At 67.8% G+C, this 19,333-nt stretch carries 11 protein-coding genes; 6 read left to right on the top strand and 5 right to left on the bottom strand.

The annotated features are described in order from the left end of the window. Positions 1-25 precede the first annotated feature (25 nt). Positions 26-1,243, bottom strand: a complete 1,218-nt coding sequence (locus C8E96_RS22055; RefSeq protein ID WP_228770337.1) for a low temperature requirement protein A — start codon at positions 1,241-1,243, stop codon at positions 26-28. A gap of 24 nt (positions 1,244-1,267) precedes the next feature. On the opposite strand from C8E96_RS22055, the gene C8E96_RS22050 reads away from it, so the two are divergent. The 6 genes from C8E96_RS22050 (at position 1,268) to C8E96_RS22025 (ending at position 9,379) form a co-directional block, all read left to right on the top strand. Beyond that, a complete protein-coding gene (locus tag C8E96_RS22050) occupies positions 1,268-1,750 on the top strand; it encodes a YcxB family protein (RefSeq protein ID WP_133794665.1) in 483 nt (160 codons plus the stop codon). Between the two features lie 52 nt (positions 1,751-1,802). Further along, complete coding sequence (locus C8E96_RS22045; RefSeq protein ID WP_091383786.1) at positions 1,803-2,597, top strand: hypothetical protein; 795 nt, start codon at positions 1,803-1,805, stop codon at positions 2,595-2,597. Between the two features lie 55 nt (positions 2,598-2,652). Continuing rightward, on the top strand, positions 2,653-6,168 hold the full coding sequence (locus C8E96_RS22040) for a P-loop NTPase fold protein (RefSeq protein WP_091383784.1): 3,516 nt from the start codon (positions 2,653-2,655) through the stop codon (positions 6,166-6,168). Positions 6,169-6,223: 55 nt separating this feature from the next. Then, complete coding sequence (locus C8E96_RS22035; RefSeq protein ID WP_091383781.1) at positions 6,224-7,978, top strand: VWA domain-containing protein; 1,755 nt, start codon at positions 6,224-6,226, stop codon at positions 7,976-7,978. A gap of 15 nt (positions 7,979-7,993) precedes the next feature. Further along, positions 7,994-8,536, top strand: a complete 543-nt coding sequence (locus C8E96_RS22030; RefSeq protein WP_091383779.1) for a hypothetical protein — start codon at positions 7,994-7,996, stop codon at positions 8,534-8,536. Between the two features lie 276 nt (positions 8,537-8,812). Beyond that, the gene (locus tag C8E96_RS22025; protein ID WP_091383777.1) at positions 8,813-9,379 is read left to right on the top strand and encodes a hypothetical protein; all 567 of its coding nucleotides are present in this window, start codon (positions 8,813-8,815) and stop codon (positions 9,377-9,379) included. 393 nt (positions 9,380-9,772) lie between these two features. Here the strand turns inward: C8E96_RS22025 and C8E96_RS22020 are convergent, their stop codons facing one another. The 4 genes from C8E96_RS22020 to C8E96_RS22005 all read right to left on the bottom strand — a co-directional run bounded on the left by C8E96_RS22020 (position 9,773) and on the right by C8E96_RS22005 (position 18,946). Next, positions 9,773-10,795 carry a ferrochelatase gene (locus C8E96_RS22020; RefSeq protein ID WP_407642647.1) on the bottom strand — a complete coding sequence of 341 codons (1,023 nt, stop codon included), beginning with the start codon at positions 10,793-10,795 and terminating at the stop codon, positions 9,773-9,775. Further along, entirely contained in the window at positions 10,795-11,562 is a 768-nt protein-coding gene (gene fabI, locus C8E96_RS22015) for an enoyl-ACP reductase FabI (RefSeq protein ID WP_091383772.1), read from the bottom strand. The genes C8E96_RS22020 and fabI overlap by 1 nt, the downstream gene beginning before the upstream one ends. 28 nt (positions 11,563-11,590) lie before the next feature. Beyond that, a complete protein-coding gene (gene fabG, locus C8E96_RS22010; RefSeq protein WP_091383770.1) occupies positions 11,591-12,295 on the bottom strand; it encodes a 3-oxoacyl-[acyl-carrier-protein] reductase in 705 nt (234 codons plus the stop codon). 555 nt (positions 12,296-12,850) lie between these two features. Continuing rightward, positions 12,851-18,946, bottom strand: a complete 6,096-nt coding sequence (locus C8E96_RS22005) for a PA14 domain-containing protein (protein WP_176926858.1) — start codon at positions 18,944-18,946, stop codon at positions 12,851-12,853. Between the last annotated feature and the right edge of the window lie 387 nt (positions 18,947-19,333).

The following is a 19,333-nucleotide window of genomic DNA, read 5'->3' as shown; positions in this document are numbered from 1 at the left end:
TTGGTCGACGTGGAGCGCACTCCAGCTAGTGCGCTTCGGCGTGGCGGATTCCGTCGCGGTACGCGGCGTAGTGGACCCACTCGTAGGCGATCAGCGCGATCATCATCGCGGCGAGCACACCCAGCGACGCCAGGGCGGGCAGCAGGGCCATCAGCGGCACCACCGCGATCAGCAGCAGACCGAGGGCGATCCGCTGCGTCTTGAAGGCCCGGTTGCACCGCCACGAGATCGCCGCCTGGGCCAGCAGGTACAGCGCGGTGCCGCCGAACATCGCCCACAGCGGCGGGCCGTAGAGAGGGTCGGTGAGCGTGTGCCCGTCGGCGCCCGCGACGTAGTTGAGGACCTTCTTCAAGCCGAGGGCGAGCATCACGATCCCGATGACCATCGGCAGGTGCAGGTAGGTGAACGCGGTCCGCGCCATGCTGGCGCGGTGGTCGCCGCGGACCTTCGCCAGTGCGTGTTCGGCCATCAGGGCGTGCGTGTCGAAGTAGCCCCACCACAGGCACGCGGCGATGGTCAGCCCGAGCGCCGCGGCGATGAGGATCGGCAGCGAGATCGCCAGCTCGTTGATGCCCACGCCGATGGCCACGATCGACTCGCCGAGCGCGATCAGCAGGATCAGGCCGTGCCGCTCGGCGAAGTGCTTGGCCGACTCGATCCGCCAGCCACGCACGCCGATCACCGCCGTGCCGCCGTAGTCGGCGACGACCGCGGCGACCCAGAGCAGCGTCTGCGCCGTGCCCGAGGTCTGTGCGGCGGCGAGCAGCAGGGTCGTGCCGCCCGCCATGGTCAGGCCGAAGCGGAGGAGCTGCGCCCGCAGCGCCGCGTCCCCGCGCGCGACTATCCAGAACAGCCACAGGTGCACCGAGCGCACCAGCAGGTAGCACAGGGCGAACACGGTCGGCCCGTGCACACCGCCCGGCAGGTCGTCGAACGCCTCGGGGATGGCGATGGCGACGCCGAACATGGCGGCCATCGCGACCAGCATCGCCGTGCGGGCCAGCCCCTCGTCGGCCTGGACCAGGTTGGACAGCCACGAATAGCCGACCCAGCACCACCACACGACGGCCAGGATCAGCGCGCCCCGGCCCAGGTCGTGCCAGGTCGCTTTGTCCGCCATCAGGGCGGTGACCTGGGTCAACGCGAAGACGAAGACCAGGTCGAAGAACAGTTCGAGGGTGGTGGCCGTCGAACTCTCGGCCATCCGGCGCATCCTGGCGCCCGCGGGCTTGCTCTTGCTCACGACGGTGACAGTAGGTTGTTCGGCGTGTTGATACGACTGCGTTGGGAGCCTTCGCCCGGGGATTGGTCCGACGGGATCAAGGCGACGGTGCCGTTCGTCCGCCGGAGTGTCTGGTTCGCCGCCGCGTTCGGGGTGTTCTCGATCGTGCTGCTGGTGCTCGGGCAACCGATCCCGGGCGTGTTCGGGCTGGTCTGCGCCCTCGTCATCGCCGCGATGCCGACGATCGGAACCCGGCTCGCGTTTCGCCGGAACCCGATCGCGGGACGGACCGTCACCGCCGATGTGGACGGCCACGCGATCCGCATGATGACCCTCGACGGCACCGCCTACAGCGACATCGTGCTGGCCGACCTCGAGGGCTGGGCCGAGACGGAGCGGAACTTCGTCCTGCACACCGGATCCGGCGGTTTCCACCCGCTGCCGGGGCGCGCGTTCGACAGTGTCGAGGATCTCGACCGGTTCCGTGACCTGCTGGTTCAGACGGTGGGCCCGGCGGACCGGACCTGAGCCGGGGAGCTGGCACAGTGGCCGTCGCACACGTGGCGTAACCTTGCCTCTCGTGTCAACTCCGAGTGCGACCTTCGCGGTGTGGGTTTCCGCCTGGCTCAACGGATCCGCCGCCGCCGACGACGTCCTGGACGCCCTGCTCCACTGGGCCGAACTGCACGACGTGGTGGCCGTGGACGAGAGCACGGGGGCCGCGCTCGACGTCCCGGTCCGGGGTCAGGCGGGCGGCCAGGTCGCCGCCCTGCTCGCGGCCGTGCGCCGCGCCGACGTCACCGGCGGCAGGCTCGCCCTGCCGGTCGCGGGCGATGTGCGCGGCCTGGGTGGTCGCAGCGAGTTCGCAGGCACCGCCCTGCACGCCGGTGAGGCCGTCGTCCTCCATGGCGCCCCGCTGGGCTTGGTCCCCGAACCGGTCGCCGACGGCGTCCTGCGGTGGACCGTCTTCGACATCGGCGACGCCCCGCCCGCCGAACACCTGCCCCTCGGCGAGGCCGAGCACGAGCTGACCGGCGCCATGCGCGTCGCGGCGGGCGTGCTGACCGAGCTCGGCGTGGCCAAGCACCGCGCGGGTGTCCGCGAGGAGATCACCGCCCGCGTCGCCCACCGCTCGGCCGCGCCGTGGCCGGAGGGCACTCCCCCGCGCGCGCTGCGGGTGTTGCAGCGCGCGAACGAGGTGTCCGCGATCCTGGAGCTGGCCTCCGAGGACGCTCCCGGCAACGCCGTGTCGTCCTCGGCCGCCCGCAGGCGCGCCGAGGCCCTGCGCCCACTGTTCGACGCGGTCCGCGTCGCGCGGCTGGCGGCGGTCGAGGAAGCGGTCCGGGTGTTCTCCGACCACGCCGAAAAGCACTGACCCAACGCACTCGTTTCGTAGCCGTCGGTGCCCGTGACCGGGCAGACTGCCACGGGTGATCACCGCTCCCCTCGCCGGCCACCCAGGCCTCGTCCGCGCCATCGCGTTCACCGCCGATGGCTCACAAGTCATCACCGGCGGCGATGACGGCACCGTCCGGCTCTGGGACGCGATCGACGGGGAAGAGCAGACCGCGGTCCATGCACTGCCCGGCGGCGTGCGCTCCGTCGCCCTAGACGGCTCCAAGGTGTACTGCGGCGGACCGGCGGGCTCGAAATCCTTCACCCTCGACTCGCCGGTCCCGCTCCCCCTGGGGACCGTCCCTGTCGGCGCGATGACCATGGGGGAGACCACTGTCTGGTTGGGTGGACTCAACGGTTCGATCACCATCCCGGCCGCGAAGCAAGCCGTCGCCACCTACTCCGGTGCCGTGCACGCGGTGGCGTCCGGGAATGGTCACCTGTATTACGGCGGCCCGGCAGGCCACGTTGAGGCCTTCACCCCGTCCGCCGGGGCCACCCGAACGATCGCCCAGCACGAGGGCGGGGTCACCGCCATCGCCTCCGCCAGAGGTTCCCGCACGGTCGTTTCCGCGGGACGCGACGGACTGGTCAAGGTGTGGCAAGCAGGCAGGGACGGGATCACCCACACCTTCACCGGCGACGGCGCGCCGCTGCACGCGGTGGCCATCTCCGCCGACGGTCAGGTGGTCACCTTCGGCGGAGCGGGTGGGCGGGTGTGGCAGTGGGACCGGCGCACCGACGCGGTCACCGAACACGCCGATCACGGACACGCGATCCACGCGCTGGCCACTCACGACGGCCGGGTCGCCGCCGCCTGCGGCGACCGGACCGTCCGGATCACCGGGTCGTCCCCGGTCACCCTCGCGGGGCATGGCGGAGGCATCCGGGCGATGGCCGTGGCACGCGACATCCTGGTGACCGGCGGCGACGATCTCGCCGTTCGGGCGTGGAACAGGACCACCGGAGTCCACTACAGAACGATGACCGGGCCGACCTCCGGCATCCGGGCTGTACGCACCTCCTTCAAGGATGTGGTGGCGTTCTGCGAGAGCGGTGAAGCCTGGCAGTGGGATCTGACGACCGGCGTCGGCACCCGACTCGCCGAACCGGGCAGTGGGTCCACCGTGCACGCCGCGACCTTCACCACCGAGGATGTCCTCACCGGCAGCCTCGACGGCACCGTCCGCCTGTGGTCTCCCAGCGGGTCCAGCACGGTCATCGGCCAGCACCACGACTGGGTGCGTGCCGTCGCCTTCTCCCCCGACGCGGGTATCGCCTCCGGTGGCGACGACGGTGCCGTCCGCACCTGGGGCGACGAACCCGGCGAGGCCCAGGCACCCACCGGCACCGCGGTGCACGCTCTCGCGTTCCTGCCGGACAAGTCGATCGCGGTCGGCATGGCCAGTGGCTCCGTCCGGCTGCACGTGTCCGACCAGCAGACCTTCTATACCGGCCACACCTCCGCCGTGCGCTGCCTGGCCTTCGCCCGGGGCAGGCTCGTCGCGGGCGCCGACGACGGCACGATCCTCGTCTGGCAGCTCAGCCGACCTGACAACCCGATGGTGCTCGACGGGCACGTCGGCCGGGTGCAGTCCCTGGTCGTCGACGACGACGGCAGGCTGATCAGCGGCGGCGAGGACGGCACGATCCGGGTATGGGACCCGATCACCGGCTTCCAGCTCGCGGGCACCGACCTGACCCCGGGGCAGCCCGGCCAGGAACGCTCCGATGTCAGCAACGACGCCGAGAGCGAAGCCGACTTCCTCGGGTTCTCCCGCGACGTGTCCACCCTCGCCGCCCTCATCGCCGACCGGTCGATCGGGCCCCCGCTGTCGGTGGCGCTGCTCGGGGCCTGGGGCGCGGGCAAGTCGAGTTTCCTGCGTCAGTTGGAACACCGGGTCGAGGAACTCGCCAGGCGGTCGCACGGCAACCCGGAGCAGAGTGCGTTCGCCGCGAACGTGCGTCAGATCCGGTTCAACGCCTGGCAGTACAGCGACGACCACCTCTGGGTCGGCTTGATCGAACACCTCTTCGACAGCCTGACCCCGCGCGAACAACAGGACGGCGCAAGCCAGTCCACCGAGGCCGAGCTGGACGAACTGCGGGCACGCAGCCGTGATCTCGGCGCCGAGCTCGAGCGGGCCGAGCGGACCGGTGGTGCCGCGGCGGACCTGCGCGCGCCCGCGCTGCTGCGGCTGCTGTGGCGCGAGCGGACAGTGCTGCGCTCGCGGTGGGCGCTCGCCCTGATCCCCGTCGCGCTCGCCGCCGCGGGCGTCAGCTGGGCCCTGTGGGGCTCCACGCTGGCGGTGGTGGGCGCCACCGTGATCGCGATCGGCGCGGCGGTGATCCCGGTCGTCGAGGGCTTGGTCACCGGCTGGAACAAGTTCGCCGGATACTCCGGGTCGCTGCGGGAGAAAGTGCGGGCGCGCAAGAAACTCCTCGACGCCCAAATCGCCGCCAAGGACGCGGAACTGGCCCGCACCGACCCGACCGCGCGCCTGTCCGCGCTGATCGCAGAGGTGCGGGCGGGCCACTACGAGCAGTACCGCGGGGTCCTCGGCCGCGCCTACGAACACCTGCGGACCCTCAGCGACAACGTCCGCGCCTCCCTGGACCAATGGCGGGCCGTGCCGCAGGGGCCACCGCCGCTCGAGCGGATCGTGCTCTACGTGGACGACCTCGACCGCTGCCCGCCGCGCAAGGTCGTCGACGTGCTCGCCGCGGTGCACCTGCTGCTGGCGCTGCCGCTGTTCGTGGTCGTGGTGGCGGTGGACCCGCGGTGGCTGCGCCGGTCGCTGGAACAGCACCACAGCGAGCTGTTCGGCCCGGACAACGGCGTCGCCGCCCGTCCGCTGGACTACCTGGACAAGATCTTCCAGATCACCTTCGCGTTGCGCCCCATGGGATCGGGCGCCGACCGGCTGATCGACACACTCCTCCCCCAGGCCGAACCCGAATTGCCCCGGCGCCCGGAGAGCACGCCACGGCCCGCCCAGCCGACAACCGCCGCGGCGCCGACGCGCGTCACCGGCGAGAAGACCATGCCCGCGCCGCGGCGCTCGCCGGTGGCCGACCCGACGCTGCGCCCGGACCGCCTCCTGCTGCGGGAGACGGAGCGCGACTTCATCAAGCGGCTCCGCCCGCTGCTCGACACGCCGCGCACGGTCAAGAAGCTGATCAACCTGTACCGGCTGGTCCGCATCGGGGTGTCCGGGGCGAATCTCGACCGGTTCGTCGGGCAGGACGGCGGGCCGTACCAGGCGGTGTTGATCCTGCTGGCGATCGTCCTGACCGCACCGGATCGGGCCCGCGACCTGGTGACCGCGCTGCGCACGACCCAGGAGGCGGACGTGTGGGCGGTCCTGGCGGAACTGGAGGCCAAGGACGCGGGCTGGCGGCAGACCAATGCCGTTCTCGACGCCATGCGGGCGGCTGCCCCGGTCCATGGCGACACGGGCACCTATCGCGCGTGGGCGGGGACCGTGACCCGGTTCAGCTTCGAGACTTACGACATGGTCGACTCCGACGATCACATCATCGGAGAGTGATCTCTCTGTCACACTGGCAGCTCCGCCGCCTTAACGATCTCTGGGAGGACCGCACGTGTCGAACCCGCGCACACGCGTCAACACACCGCTGATCATCGCGGTCGTCGCCGGGTTGCTGGCCATCGGCGGGATCTACCTGCTCACCGGGGACGACAAACCCGCGGCGGCGCGAAAGGACTGCGTGCCGCTGGAGATGAGCACGTCCACCGAGAAGGACGAGCTGATCGGCCGGATGGCGGAGCGCTACAACGCGGCGGGTCGCGAGTTCGGCGGCGGAAAGTGCGCCAGGGTCACGGTGCACGGCCTGACGTCGGGCACGGCCATGGCGGCGCTGCGCACCGGCTGGGCGGGCGCCGAGACCGGGCTGCCGGAACCGCAGGTGTGGAGCCCGAGCACGTCCTTATGGCTGAGCCGGATCCCCGCGACGCGCAGGCTCGAAGTCGTGGCCACCGGGACCCACCGGTCGATCATGTCCAGCCCGCTCGTGGTGGCCATGCCCGAGGAGATGGCCGCGGTGTTCCTGGCCAAGCACCCCGATCCGGGCTGGGACGACCTGTTGGCCCTGGCGACCGCGCCGGGCGGCTGGGCGTCGCTCGGCAAGCCGGAGTGGGGCAAGTTCTCGCTGGGCCGTGACCACCCGGAGCTGTCGTCTTCCGGCCTGGGGGCGTCGATCGCGACGTTCCACGCGGGCTCGATCGCGAACAACTATCCGGGGATCACGCCGAAAAGCCTTGCCGACGGCGAGGTGGTGAAGTTCGTCCACGGCGTCGAATCGTCGGTCGAGCGGTACAGCAAGGACGCCGCCGAGTTCGTCGACACACTGCTGGCCGAGGACAAGAAGAACCTGCCGGTCCCGTTCGTCAGCGCGATCGTCATGCAGGAGCAGCTCGCGTACACCTACAACCGGGGTGGACCGAACCGCAAGTTCAAGACGATCACGCCGACGGACGGCACCCTGCAGTTCGACCACCCGTTTGTCGTGCTGGCCTCGGCCACCCCCGACCAGCGGGCCGCGGCGGACGACTTCTACGCCTACCTCAGCGAAGGCGACCGGCAGCTGGGGTTCCGTGAGGCGGGTTTCCGCGACTGGGCCAATCCCAGCGCGCCCACCGAGCAGCTCCGCACCACACTGTCCATCCCGAACGGTCAGCTCGTCTCGGCCATTCCCGCGCCCGCGCCGGACCTGGTCGAGGCGATCGTCAAGGCGTGGAACGGAACCCGGCGCGACGCCCGGGTGCTGCTGGTGCTCGACGTCTCCGGCTCGATGAACGAACCCGCCGCGGAGAACGACCCCCAGGTGCGTGGCAGCAAACTCGACCTGGTCAAACCGGCGGCGAAACGGGCGCTCGACCTGTTGTCCGCCGATGACGAAGTCGGGCTGTGGACGTTCTCCTCCCCCGGGTACACCGAGCACGTTCCGGTGGGGCGGCTCGGCGACAACAAGGCCGCGCTGGGGGCCGCGATCGACGGACTCACGGCGACGGGTGCCACCGATCTCTACGCCACGGTCGGCGCGGCCTACACCAAGATGGCCGCGCAGCCCGACCCGGAGCGGATCAACGCCATCGTCGTGCTCTCCGACGGCGCGGACAGCACGAAGGTCGCGGGCGCCCGGGAGGCGCTCCTGGCGAAGATCAATCCGGAGCTCACCGAGACCAAGATGCCGATCTTCACGATCTCCTACGGGCAGAAGTCGGACCTGGAGACCATGGGGATGATCGCGGCGACGAGCAAGGCGCTGTCCTACGACGCCGTCAAGGACCCGAAGAACATCGACGAGGTGTTCGTCAGCGTCTTTCACAACTTCTGAGAGGCTGCTCCACCGATGGGCTTACGACAGAACCTGCGCGAACCCACCGGGCTCGCCGCCGCCGTCCTCCTCGGTGCGCTCGCCGCGGCCGTGACCGCCGCGCGCGCGAACTCGGGGTGGCTGGCCCTGCCGGTGGGCGTCGGTGTCGCCGGGCTGGTGCTCCTCGTCAAGGCGGCCCTGACCAAGGACACCGCGACGGTGCCCGCGCGGGCGCGCGACCTGCTCCGGCGGATCTGCCTGACCGCGGTCGACGTGCGGCTGCGGGCCACGACCGTGCATGACGCCGACCCGGTGATGGCACCGACGGCCCGGGTGGTCGACGCCGCGTACCGGCTCGCGGCGCTCGTGGCGCGCAACGACGTGCGGCTCGCGCAGACGAGGTCGTCAGCCGCCCTGGCGACGCTGAACCACTGCGCGACCCGAATGGCTGTCCTCGCCAAGCGGGTCGACGGCACCTCGCCCGCCCGGATCTCCGGGCTGGTCGAGGAACTCGGGCTGCTCAAACGGAACCTGGAGAACGCGGAAAACGCGGTCGACAACGCCCTTAAGGCAACCTGACCGCGCACGCACCGTGGATCATGCACCTACGGTGGGTCATGTGATGGCGGGTTTCGTCGCCATGATCGCCGCGAAACCCATGATCGCCGACGGGACATTCCCGTTCGAATTAACAGATCTTCCACCCCATAGCGCCTCCGACCTCGCGAAATGCTGTCGTGGCAGAGCAAACGGGCCGTCCATAAGACGATGCTATGGGATGTTGAGATGAGCGATCGTGGTTCGACTCGCCCAATATGAGCACATTGAACCAACCGCTGTTACCGGAGTCACACCATGACCGCACATCTCGTCGAACGGAAGCCGGGAACCCGTCCGCTCGCGCTCGATACAACCCACCTCCACGCGCTGCAGATGGTCGCGCGCGGCGAAGTGGGCGCGTACGGCACGACGTCGGCCCTGCGCCACCGCTGCGACGACTTGAGCGCCCTCATGGTCAGCGCGCTGTTCACCTTGCGCCGCGACGGTTTCATCGGTTTCGCCGACGCGGCCGACCCGCGTGACGGCTGGGTCGTCGCCGAGTTGACCTCGGCGGGCGAACGCCTCCTCGACATCTGGCTGCGCCGCGGCCGCCGCTCCCCGTCCGACGCCGCCCGCTCGCGCGACTGGTACGTCCTGCTGCGGTGCGCGCAGCGCGGCGAACTCGGCATGACCGAGACGAATGAGATCACCGACCGAGGTGAGCCCATCGGCGGACGGCTCACCGCCCGGCTGCGCGAACTGATCAACGCGGGCCATGTGGTGATCGGCTCGGCCCGCCTCCGAGACTGCCGACTGGTCACGCTCAGCGAGACCGGCCGGATGCTCCACACCAAGCTCGACATGTCCCAAGCGAACGGGTGATGATCATGAATCGCATCCCCGACCCGCGCGGCGATGTGTGCTGGGGAACCAGCGCGACGTATCGTGGACGGGCACATCTGGTTCCGGTAAGCCGCACGGTGGGCCTGTGCGGCATGCCGGTGGACGCACGCTTCTCGGAGCGTCCAGGCGAACCTCTGATGTGCCCGGAGTGCGCGATCGCGTACGTCGCGGCTGTTTTCCCCGCACAGGCTGCAGCGTCAGACCTTCGGCACAGGGTCCGACTGCGCGCCTAGCCGCCAGAGGGTGGCGGGACGGATCCCTGCACCGTCCCGCCACCCTATTTCCTCGCGAGTCCAACGCTCCCGACAGTGAGTTCTCACTTCAGGACAACGAGTTCGCCGTTCAGGTCAGTGAGTTCGCAGTTCGCGACGTTCAGGCACCCGGTCGTTTCGCAGGTTCACAACAACCGACAGCGCAGGGATCTCCGTTGCGCGTGCAGCCGGCCAAAGTGAATTCCGACAGCTTGCGCGCAGGCGCGTCCGCGAGGTGCTCACGGACCAGTTCCACTACCAGTTCAGCGAAGCGCGGATCGGTGCCCGGCGTGGCGGCGCGGGCGAAGTCCATGCCCAGTTCCTTCGCCTTGTCCGCCGCCTCGGTGTCGAGATCCCACACCACTTCGAGGTGATCGCTGACGAACCCGATAGGACAGACGACGACCGCGCGGACTCCGTTGTCGTGCAACGCTTCCAGGTGGTCCACAATGTCCGGTTCCAGCCACGGGATTCGCGGCGGACCCGACCGCGACTGCCACACCACGTCGTACTCCGCCGCGCCCACCTCGGCGGCGACCAGCCGAGCCGCCTCGGCGACCTGGCGGGAGTACCGGCGGCCGCCCTCTTCTGGCGGGCCGGCGGCGAAGTCCGCCGAGTCGGGCACGGAGTGCGCGGTGAAGACCAGGCGGCTGCCGGGGATCGCCGCCTCGCGCACCGCGTCGGCGGCCGCGGCGACGAACAGCGGGTGGTCGAAGTAGTGGCGCAGCTTGAGGAAGTCCGGCGCGTCGGGCACGGCGGCCCGAGCCCGGAGGATGTCCTCGTCGTACTGGCGGCAGGCGGAATAGCCGCCGTACGCGCTGGTCGGGAACACCAGCGCGGAGCGGACACCGTCGGCCTGCATCTGGGCGACGGTGTCCTCGACCATCGGGTGCCAGTTGCGGTTGCCGAAGTAGATCGGCAGGTCGACGCCCTGGCGTTCCAGCTCCTCGCGGACGGCCTCGATCGCCTCGCGGTTGAGCCGGTTGATCGGCGAGACGCCGCCGAAGTGCTGGTAGTGCGCCTCGACCTCGTCGAGCCGCTCCGGCGGCACGCCCCGGCCCCGGGTGACGTTCTCCAAGAACGGACGAACGTCGGCCGGGGACTCGGGGCCGCCGAAGGACAACCAGAGCAGCGCGTCGGCCATCACATGCCGAGGGCGTGGACGCCGCCGTCCACCCACACCATCGAGCCGGTGGTCGCGGGCAGCCAGTCCGACAGCAGCGCGCAGACCGACTTGGCGACCGGGGTGGCGTCGTCGACGTCCCAGCCCAGCGGCGCGCGGTCGGCCCAGCCCGCCTCGAGCTCGGCGAAGCCGGGGATGGACTTGGCGGCCATCGTCCGAACCGGACCGGCGGCGACCAGGTTGACCCGGATGCCCTCCGGGCCCAGCTCGCGGGCCATGTACCGGTTGATCGACTCGAACGCGGCCTTGGCGACGCCCATCCAGTTGTAGGCGGGCCACGCGACGCGCGCGTCGAAGTCCAGGCCGACGACCGAGGAACCGCGGCCCAGCAGCGGCAGCGCCGCCTGGGTCAGCGACTTGAGCGAGTACGCCGACACCTGCAGGGCGACGCTCACGTCCTCCCAGGGAGCGTCCATGAAGGGCGCGCCGAGGCAGCTCTGCGGGGCGAACCCGATGGCGTGCACGATGCCGTCGAGCCCGTCGACGTGCTCACGCACCCGGTCGGCCAGCGACGCGAGCTGCTCGTCGTTCTGCACGTCCAGCTCGATCACCGGGGCGGGCTGCGGCAGCCGCTTGGCGATCCGCTCGACCAGGCTCATCCGACCGAACCCGGTGAGGATCACGGTCGCGCCTTGCTCCTGGGCGGCCTTGGCCACGTGGAACGCGATGGACGAGTCGGTGATCACGCCGGTGATCAGCAGTCGCTTGCCTTCGAGCAGTCCGGTCATCGCTGGGTGTCCTCCTGGGAAAGTGTGGTCAGTGGCCCATGCCGACGCCACCGTCGACCGGCAGCACGGCGCCGTTGATGTAGCCCGCCTGGTCGGACGCGAGGAACGTGACCGCGGCGGCGATCTCCTCGACCTGCCCGTAGCGGCCCGCGGGGACGTTGCCGAGGATCTGCTTCTTGCGGTCCTCGGTCATCGCGGCGGTCATGTCGGTCTCGATGAACCCGGGCGCCACGACGTTGGCGGTGATGTTGCGCGACCCCAGCTCACGGGCGATGGACCGCGCCATGCCGATGAGGCCCGCCTTGCTGGCCGCGTAGTTGACCTGCCCCGGCGCGCCGAGCATGCCGACGACGGAGGAGATGTAGACGACCCGCCCGAACCGCGCCTTGAGCATGGCCCGGGTGGCCCGCTTGGTCACCCGCCACGCTCCGGTGAGGTTGGCGTCGATGACCCGGGTGAACTGCTCCTCGTCCATGCGCATGAGGAGGGTGTCATCGGTGATGCCGGCGTTGGCGATGAGGATCTCCACCGGCCCGTTGGCGGCCTCGACCTCGGCGAACGCCTTGTCGATGGCCTCGGCATCGGTCACGTCGCACTGGACGCCGAGCATCCCTTCAGGGGCCCCGGACCCCCGGTGCGTGATCGCCACCTTGTCGCCCTGCGCCAGAAACGCCTGCGCGATCGCGAGACCGATGCCTCGGTTCCCGCCGGTGACCAGTACCGACCGTCCCATTCCGCTCCCCATCCAGGCCCGCGAACACGTCCGGTGGGGAGGCTATCGGGCTACTGGAACGTAACCTCTGTCGGGCCGACGCGCCGTTCGTCACAGCTCGCCAACGGCAACGGCTTCTTTCAAACTAAAACAATTCTCGAGTTCTTGAATTCATTCGGACTTCCAACGCCTGTCTGAGTTCATCTCATCTGCTAAAAACGCAGTCCCGGCCGCCATAACCCGGAGGCCGAGACTGCGTAATTTTCTTATCAATACCGAATCACAGAGCCAACAGGAGAGTCCTACTTCGCGAACTCGTAGGTATCAGACCTGAGAGCTTCGACGCTCCCTTCGGCGAAGATGCCACGCATAGGAAAGACCAGCCAGATTGGACACGACCACAGACACTAAACCGAGAATCACGTAGCCGAGGACGGAATCAACCAAGCGTCCACCAATAACCAACAAGACCATACAGATCGGGAGAGAAACTCTTACCGAGCGCCGATCAATCGACCAGAATGACACGTTGTGCCTACCTTTGGCGTATCTGCTCACATTAGTCTGTCAAGTCGGCTAGTTCGGCCATATGAACGTGTCCAGCGCCCCTCCTAGACATCCAACCGAAGCGCCCCACGCGACCGCCCAAGGACCGCCGGCCATGGTTGCCAGGCCCCCAACGACGGCATTGAACCCGCATTTGCCTAAGGCTTTCTTGCCAGTAGGATGCATGCTTGTCTTACCCTTTGTCCAGCATCGCTTCGGATTAGTGCTACAGCCGTGACCGCGCGCGTACACGAATTTCCTGAACACGGGGTGTCGAATGTACGTACGAACAGAATACCCTCGGCCCCACACCGACGTTACAACCATGACATTCCGACCATAGAACCGAACCATGTGCCAGGTTCCACACATCTTCCTCTTGCAGTATCCGAAGATGCTTTGTTTCTTAGCCTTCTGTCGCGCTTTTCCGTCAAGATCTGTTGAGTTGATCGGATCAGCGGCCACATAATCGTAGTCATTGGCGCTGCCTCCTTCCACGGGATCTACGGAAAGGAAGCGACCGAGAGCTGGGCTGTATGGGCGCGCACCCATTTGAATGATCGACAAGGCGCCTGCGTGCTCGTGGGGCCGTTGATGTTGACCGAGCCAGCCGAAGTCCATATTGCCGGGCTGGTTGTCGGGCATGCCTTCGGTGCTGCTCTGCCCGGTGACGGCTTCGCCGTATGGTCCGTAGACGCGTAGCGGGCCGGCCTGCTTGCCATCCGGCAGCGTCGTCAGACACAGGTCACCACGCACCGACGCGTGGTCCCAGGTCTGCTCGGCGGCAACCGGCTTCCAGGTGTAGTTCACCCCACCTGCGAGTCCGATGCTGCGGGTGAGCACCTTCTTGTCGGCGCCGTTCATCGCGTACTCGGCCGAGTCGCCGCCACCGGTGTAGCCGTAACGGAGGTCAGCGACCGTGTCGCCCTGGGTGGCTTGCCGGCGGACGATCCGGTCGGTGGCGTCGCGTGTGTAAGCGACGTCGGCCGGGTCGGTCCCAGTGGTGCGGATGGCGATGTTGCGGTCCGCCCCATCCCAGGAGAAGAACGTAGTCGCCGCTCCCTGGGTGTATTCGGTGGTGTTGCCGCGATCGTCGTACTTGATCCCCGTGATCGGCGCAGCCCCAGTGGTCGCGAGGATCCGATCCGCGGCGTCGTAGCAGTACCCTGTTTCCGCCGTTCCGGACGTTGCCGCATCGATCACACGGACGCGGTTGGTGTTCAGTCCCGCGTTCGCCTGCGTACCGGTCGGGCACGCAGCCGGAGCCGATGACGTGAAGTCATAGGTGAAATGGTGATCGGGCACCCATGCCTCAGTCAGCCTGCCTGCCGCGTCGTAGACGTAGTTCGGCGCGCTCGGGCGGGCGTCGACGCCTCCGAGGGATTCGTCGATGACCGTGCCTGCCCTGGTCCGCATCACAGTGGACACCACCGACACATTGTCGCTGGTCTTCCACGTTTGCGACGTCACCTCACCGGCCGTGTTCTTACCAATCGCCGCGAGCGAACTCCCGTTGGAGTAAGTGACCGTCGCAAGTTCACCAGCCGCGTCGTAGGTGGAGGTGGACAACACCGTGGACCCAAGCTTCGTGGTCAGTACGCGACCAGCGTCGTCGTAGGTGTTGGTCATCTCCTGGGGCGCGTCGGACACGTTCGGCGGAATGACCTTCTCCAGGGTCACCCGACCGGCCTGGTCGTAGCTGGTTTCGGTCCGAAGCCCGTTGGCGTCCGTGTAGGCGACGACGCGGCCGAGGAGGTCGACCCGCGTGGTGACCGTGCCGTTGTAGTCGGTGACTGACGTCGTCAGCGGATCACCGTTGACGGCGTAGTTGGTCGTAATCTCTCGCTCACCGGCTGAGACGCTATCCGGCAGCTTCTGGGTAATCACGCGATTCCGCGCGTCGTAGGTCGTGCAGGTCCACTTTCCCGAGGTGGCACGAGCCACGACCCGGCCAGACATGTCGTAGACCTGCTCGTCAGTCCGGGCGGCGCCGGTGGCCGGGGTGGTCATAGTAGTGAGTTTGGCCATGCCGCCCTGGTGAACCGCCGGTGCGCCGGGGGTGCACGGGTTGATCCGGGTGTCGTTGTCTGCGTAGTACACGTAGCTGGTCTGCGCGCCGGTCGGCATCGTCTTCGATGTCTTGCGCAGGTAGCCCGTGCCAGGCGCCTCGTAGCCCGACCGTGCGGTCAGCCCCGCCGAAGTGGTGCTGGTGGCCAAGCCATAGGTGGGGTCAAGACCGTTCTCGCCGTACTTGCTCGACGAGACCTTGTCGGCCAAGCCGTTGGACTCCGAGGTCACCGTCGAGGTTGTGAGCCCATGGCGCGGCTTGAGGTACTGGCCGGGAATCCGCTGATAGACGCCGCCCACGGGCACCCAGTTGAGGTGCATCTCGCCCATGCCCGCACCAGCATTGTGGTAATCGACGCGGATCCTGTGCGCCGACCCGGCGACGGTGTTGTTATAGGTGCCCCGAATCGGACGGCTGGCACCCAATGCCCAGTCATCGGCAACCAAGTTGTCGTCGATCCACAGACGTGCACCGTCGTCGGCGTGGACCTCCAGCGTGTAGGTGCCCGTGTTCGGGAACGTGATCTCACCTGTGAGCCTGAAGGAGTACGCCCCACCGGGAATGCCCGGCGTCGGCGAGACTCCCGAGGCCCACGTGCCTTCCATCCGACCGTCGGCGAGACCCATGCCGGTCGTGTAGACCTTGGGCGCGCCGGACAGAGTTCCGTTGGCGTACCAGGCGACGGCCAAACCGTTGATGCCTTCGTCGTAGTTCGTCCGTGAATGCGGGACCGTAGCGGCGCAGGCCGCAGTCGGCACCTGGCCGGTGAAACATGACGCGGGCGCGGGGCCGTAGTCGTCCACCGGTCGGTCCTGAGCGTCGTAGGTCTTGGTCGAAACTCGTCCCGCCGAGTCAGTAGAGGTGAGGAGCTGGTCCTTGCCGCTCCACGTCTGTGACGTGACCTTGCCCGTTGCGTCCGTTGTGGACAGCAGACGATAAGCATCGTCGTAGGTCACCAACGTGGAGAACCCGATGGGCGGGCTGATACCACCGATGTCGACGAAAGTTCGACTGTTCGGCGGGTCAGGCCGGTAGGTGCGGGTTGGCCTGCTCGCCCCCTGGGTGGGGATCGGCGATTGGATCTGGCTCACGACCGGCTTGACAGCAGTGTGGTCGTAGTAGAGAACCACATAGTTCGATTCCGGCCGGTTCCGGTTCACCGGGTCCACAGAGACCCAGTCCGACGCCAAACCGTCACGCATACCGTCGATCGGACCGCCTGGCGCGTAGCTGAAGTCCGTGATTTCGGAACCCGGATCTTCGACCCGGAACAGCCTGCCCTGGTAGTACCAAAGGTGCGTCACCGACCGCGGTTCACCGGGCAGCTGAGTGTCGTCCCAGTACTGAATGCGGCACAGCATCTGGGCGGGCGGCAGAGCGTCGGCACCCGGAGGCGGCGCAACCCCGCCATAGCAGTCGTCGCCCGGACGGTTGTAGAACAGGCGGTGCGATCGCTGCGAGATCGGGTCCTTGATCTCCTTCAGACGTGAAGGCCACCCGTCGTAGATGTTCTGCAGTGCCGCCGGCTTGCGGCTGTCCTGCACATTGGACTGCGTCTCAAGCTTGCCATCGGCACGGAACACATAGACATCGCCGCCCTCGGTGAGGGTCACACGACCACTCGAGTCGAGAGCGAGGACGCCGTCCTCCCCCTCGGGCGCCTTGTAGCCGCCTGCGCTCAGCTTCGTATAGCTGTGCTTCGCACCAGTCGCGTCCGTCAGGACGATGTTCTGGTCAGTGACCTTGGCCTGGGTGTAGGTCGACCCGCTGCCGTCCAGGTCAGCGGAAAGCGTCCACCCCTTCGGCAGAGCCGGGGAGTCAACCGTGTGCAGCCAGTCGGCGGGCACGATCTGCGACGGCACGCTGTCATCAGCCGTCTTGACGAACAGCTTCATGTAGGCCAGGCCCTGACGCTCGGCCAGTTCGACCTTGATCGGCACGCGCTGGCCTGCCGTCAGCGTCTTCGCCGTCGACATTCCGTAGTTCGCACCGCTGCAGCAGGGCTGGTCGTAGACGATCGCGTTGTCGACCCAGATCTTGAGCGTGTCGTCGTGTACGCCCGCGAACTGGTAGCTACCCGCGACCGGCGCCTGGAAGTAGCCCTCCCAGCGAGCCACGAAGTAGTCGGCGGGCAGGGCAGGGGCGAATGGTGACCCCGTCCCCCAGTCCGCGTTGACCTGAGGTTCGTTTCGCACCAGCACCGGTTCCTGACCGGCGTTGATGTTCCCGTTCTGCGACAGGTCGTTGAAGTAGGAAGCGCGGAGTCCCTTTTCCTGCTGCTGCTGGGAGTTGTAGGTCATCGTGATGCCCGCGGTCCCGCCCACCGTGGTGAACGTGGGGCTCGAGACCGAGGTAGTCACGTTGCCGTTCGCAAGGTTGACCGAAAGCGGACCGACGGTGTCCACCGGTGCCGGTCCTCGGTCACCGATGCGCTGGTCGACCTTGAACTTCCACACCGAACTCGGGCTGAGTGTGACCCCGCTGGAGGCCATCACCTGCCAGCTGTAGGTGACACCGTCATGCAACACACCGGACGGCACCGTCCACTGAGGACTGGCCTGGCAGCCGGAGTCCACCACGACACCAGAGTTCGCGTCAGCACCCGTGGCCACCCGGAAACAGTACGAAACCGGGTCACCATCGGTGTCGGATACGGGGTTCACCGCAAGAAGCGGAGTCGTGGACACGCTGACACTGTCGTGGTCCTGACTCGCTTCGGCCAAGGTGGGGGCGGACGGCGCGGTGCCGGTGTCCACCGTCAGCGTGGCGCTGAGCTTCTTGTACGTCCAGATCGCCGGGTCCTCGTGCCCGGTGAGCATGAACCAGGCGTAAGGATCACGGTTGCCGACCACGTGCTGCAGGAAGCCCGTCAGTCTCGGGTCGTTGAACGTTCCAACCTGTCCGACCATCGTCTGGGCGAGGTGGCCACCAAGACCATTAAAGTCCAGGGACTTCGCGTGGTACATGTTCGAGACCCAGGTCTTGTCGACCGATGTCCCGTCCCGGATGTTCGCCACATCGAACTTCGCGCCGACGACGTTTTTCCCGAACAGCGACGTGTAGTCGACCTTGTACGCCGTGCGCCAGACCGTGTTGTTGTTCATCGGGCTGCCGATCCGCAGGCCGCCGTCCTTGTAGAGCACGGTGCCGTCGGACTTGTACGACTGCCAGTCCACGACGGGCAGCGCGACCGTGGGGTCGACACTGACTGGGTAGACCCGCTTCGGGTCGCGCAGCCACGCCTCGTCGACTGAGACGGTCAAGACCCAGCCCTTGCCGTTCGCGACCTTGTCCAGCGCATACGTGCCCCCGGTCAACGCCGGTGGCGCGTCCTTCGAGCCGGACGAGTCCCAGGTCTCGATCGGCGGCATGATCAGCCGCACCGCGCCTGTCGAGTCGACGAGTTCGACACCGCCGTCCGCGCTCAACCGAGGCGTGAGATCCGCGGTGTCAAGGCGGAATCGCCACGACGCTTTGCCTGGGGCGGGCATCCGCTTGAGCTTGATCGTTTCCTTGACCGCGCCAGCGGTCACCTCGTACTCGAGGTTGGTCTCAGCCTCGATATCGGCGTATTCGACCTTGCGGCCGTTGACCTTGGCCTTCGTGTTCTTCGGCCCGTTCTCCAGGGCCAACGACGCGCGCTTGCCGTCGATCTCGACACTGACGAGGTTGGCGTCCTCGGCGCTCTCGGCCATCGTCGGGCGCAGCGGGTGGTGCTTCGGCTTGGTGCGCCGCGACCCGTCCGACTCCATGGTCAGGTCGACCGGCACCCAATGCCCATTGGCGTCCTTGACGTTGAGCGGCTCCGACGATTGCCGGTGCGACCGCGTTCCGTCCGGGTTCTCGTATTCCTCGGCGAACATCGACCGCGACACGGCCTTCGACCGCTTCGGGTCGAAATGGCTGGCGGAGTTGCCTGATAACGGCGTGAAGTCCGCTTTCGGGTCCGCGCCCGCGATCGGCTCAGGCTTGGCATTCTCACTCCGCAACAGCGGAAGCGTCCGCGGATCGACTCGCGACGACGGCGCCGGATCAGCAGCCGCCGGCACCGGGATCACCGCAGTGATCGTCGACCCCATCAACGCTAGCGCGAGCCCGACGACCGTGGACCTGACAGATACTCTGCGCACGCCAGAAGGCGCGCCGAAATGGCGACCAGACACCTAACCCCCAGTGCAGGTGCGGACCCCGACATCCGCGCGACATGACGCGAGAACAGTGGTTGACGCGGACGACTTGTACAAGCGGCCGAATGGGCGAAGAGACCTTCGCTGCAGACCTTATCTCCAGGTCAGCACCGATGTACTCGGCAGTTGTGTGCAAGGACACCACGAACTCAACCGCTTCAGATTTGAAGGCCGCGCCGAGTCGGCCGCCGACGGGCACACCAGGCGTTCGCCCGGCATGGAAGTAGGCTGCGCGCTGCAACGCGAACTGGGGAGTGA

This window comes from Actinokineospora alba, assembly GCF_004362515.1.
In the GTDB taxonomy this organism is placed as follows: domain Bacteria; phylum Actinomycetota; class Actinomycetes; order Mycobacteriales; family Pseudonocardiaceae; genus Actinokineospora; species Actinokineospora alba.
The sequence above is the reverse complement of the archived record's forward strand: the minus strand, read 5'-3'. Positions and strand labels throughout refer to the sequence as shown.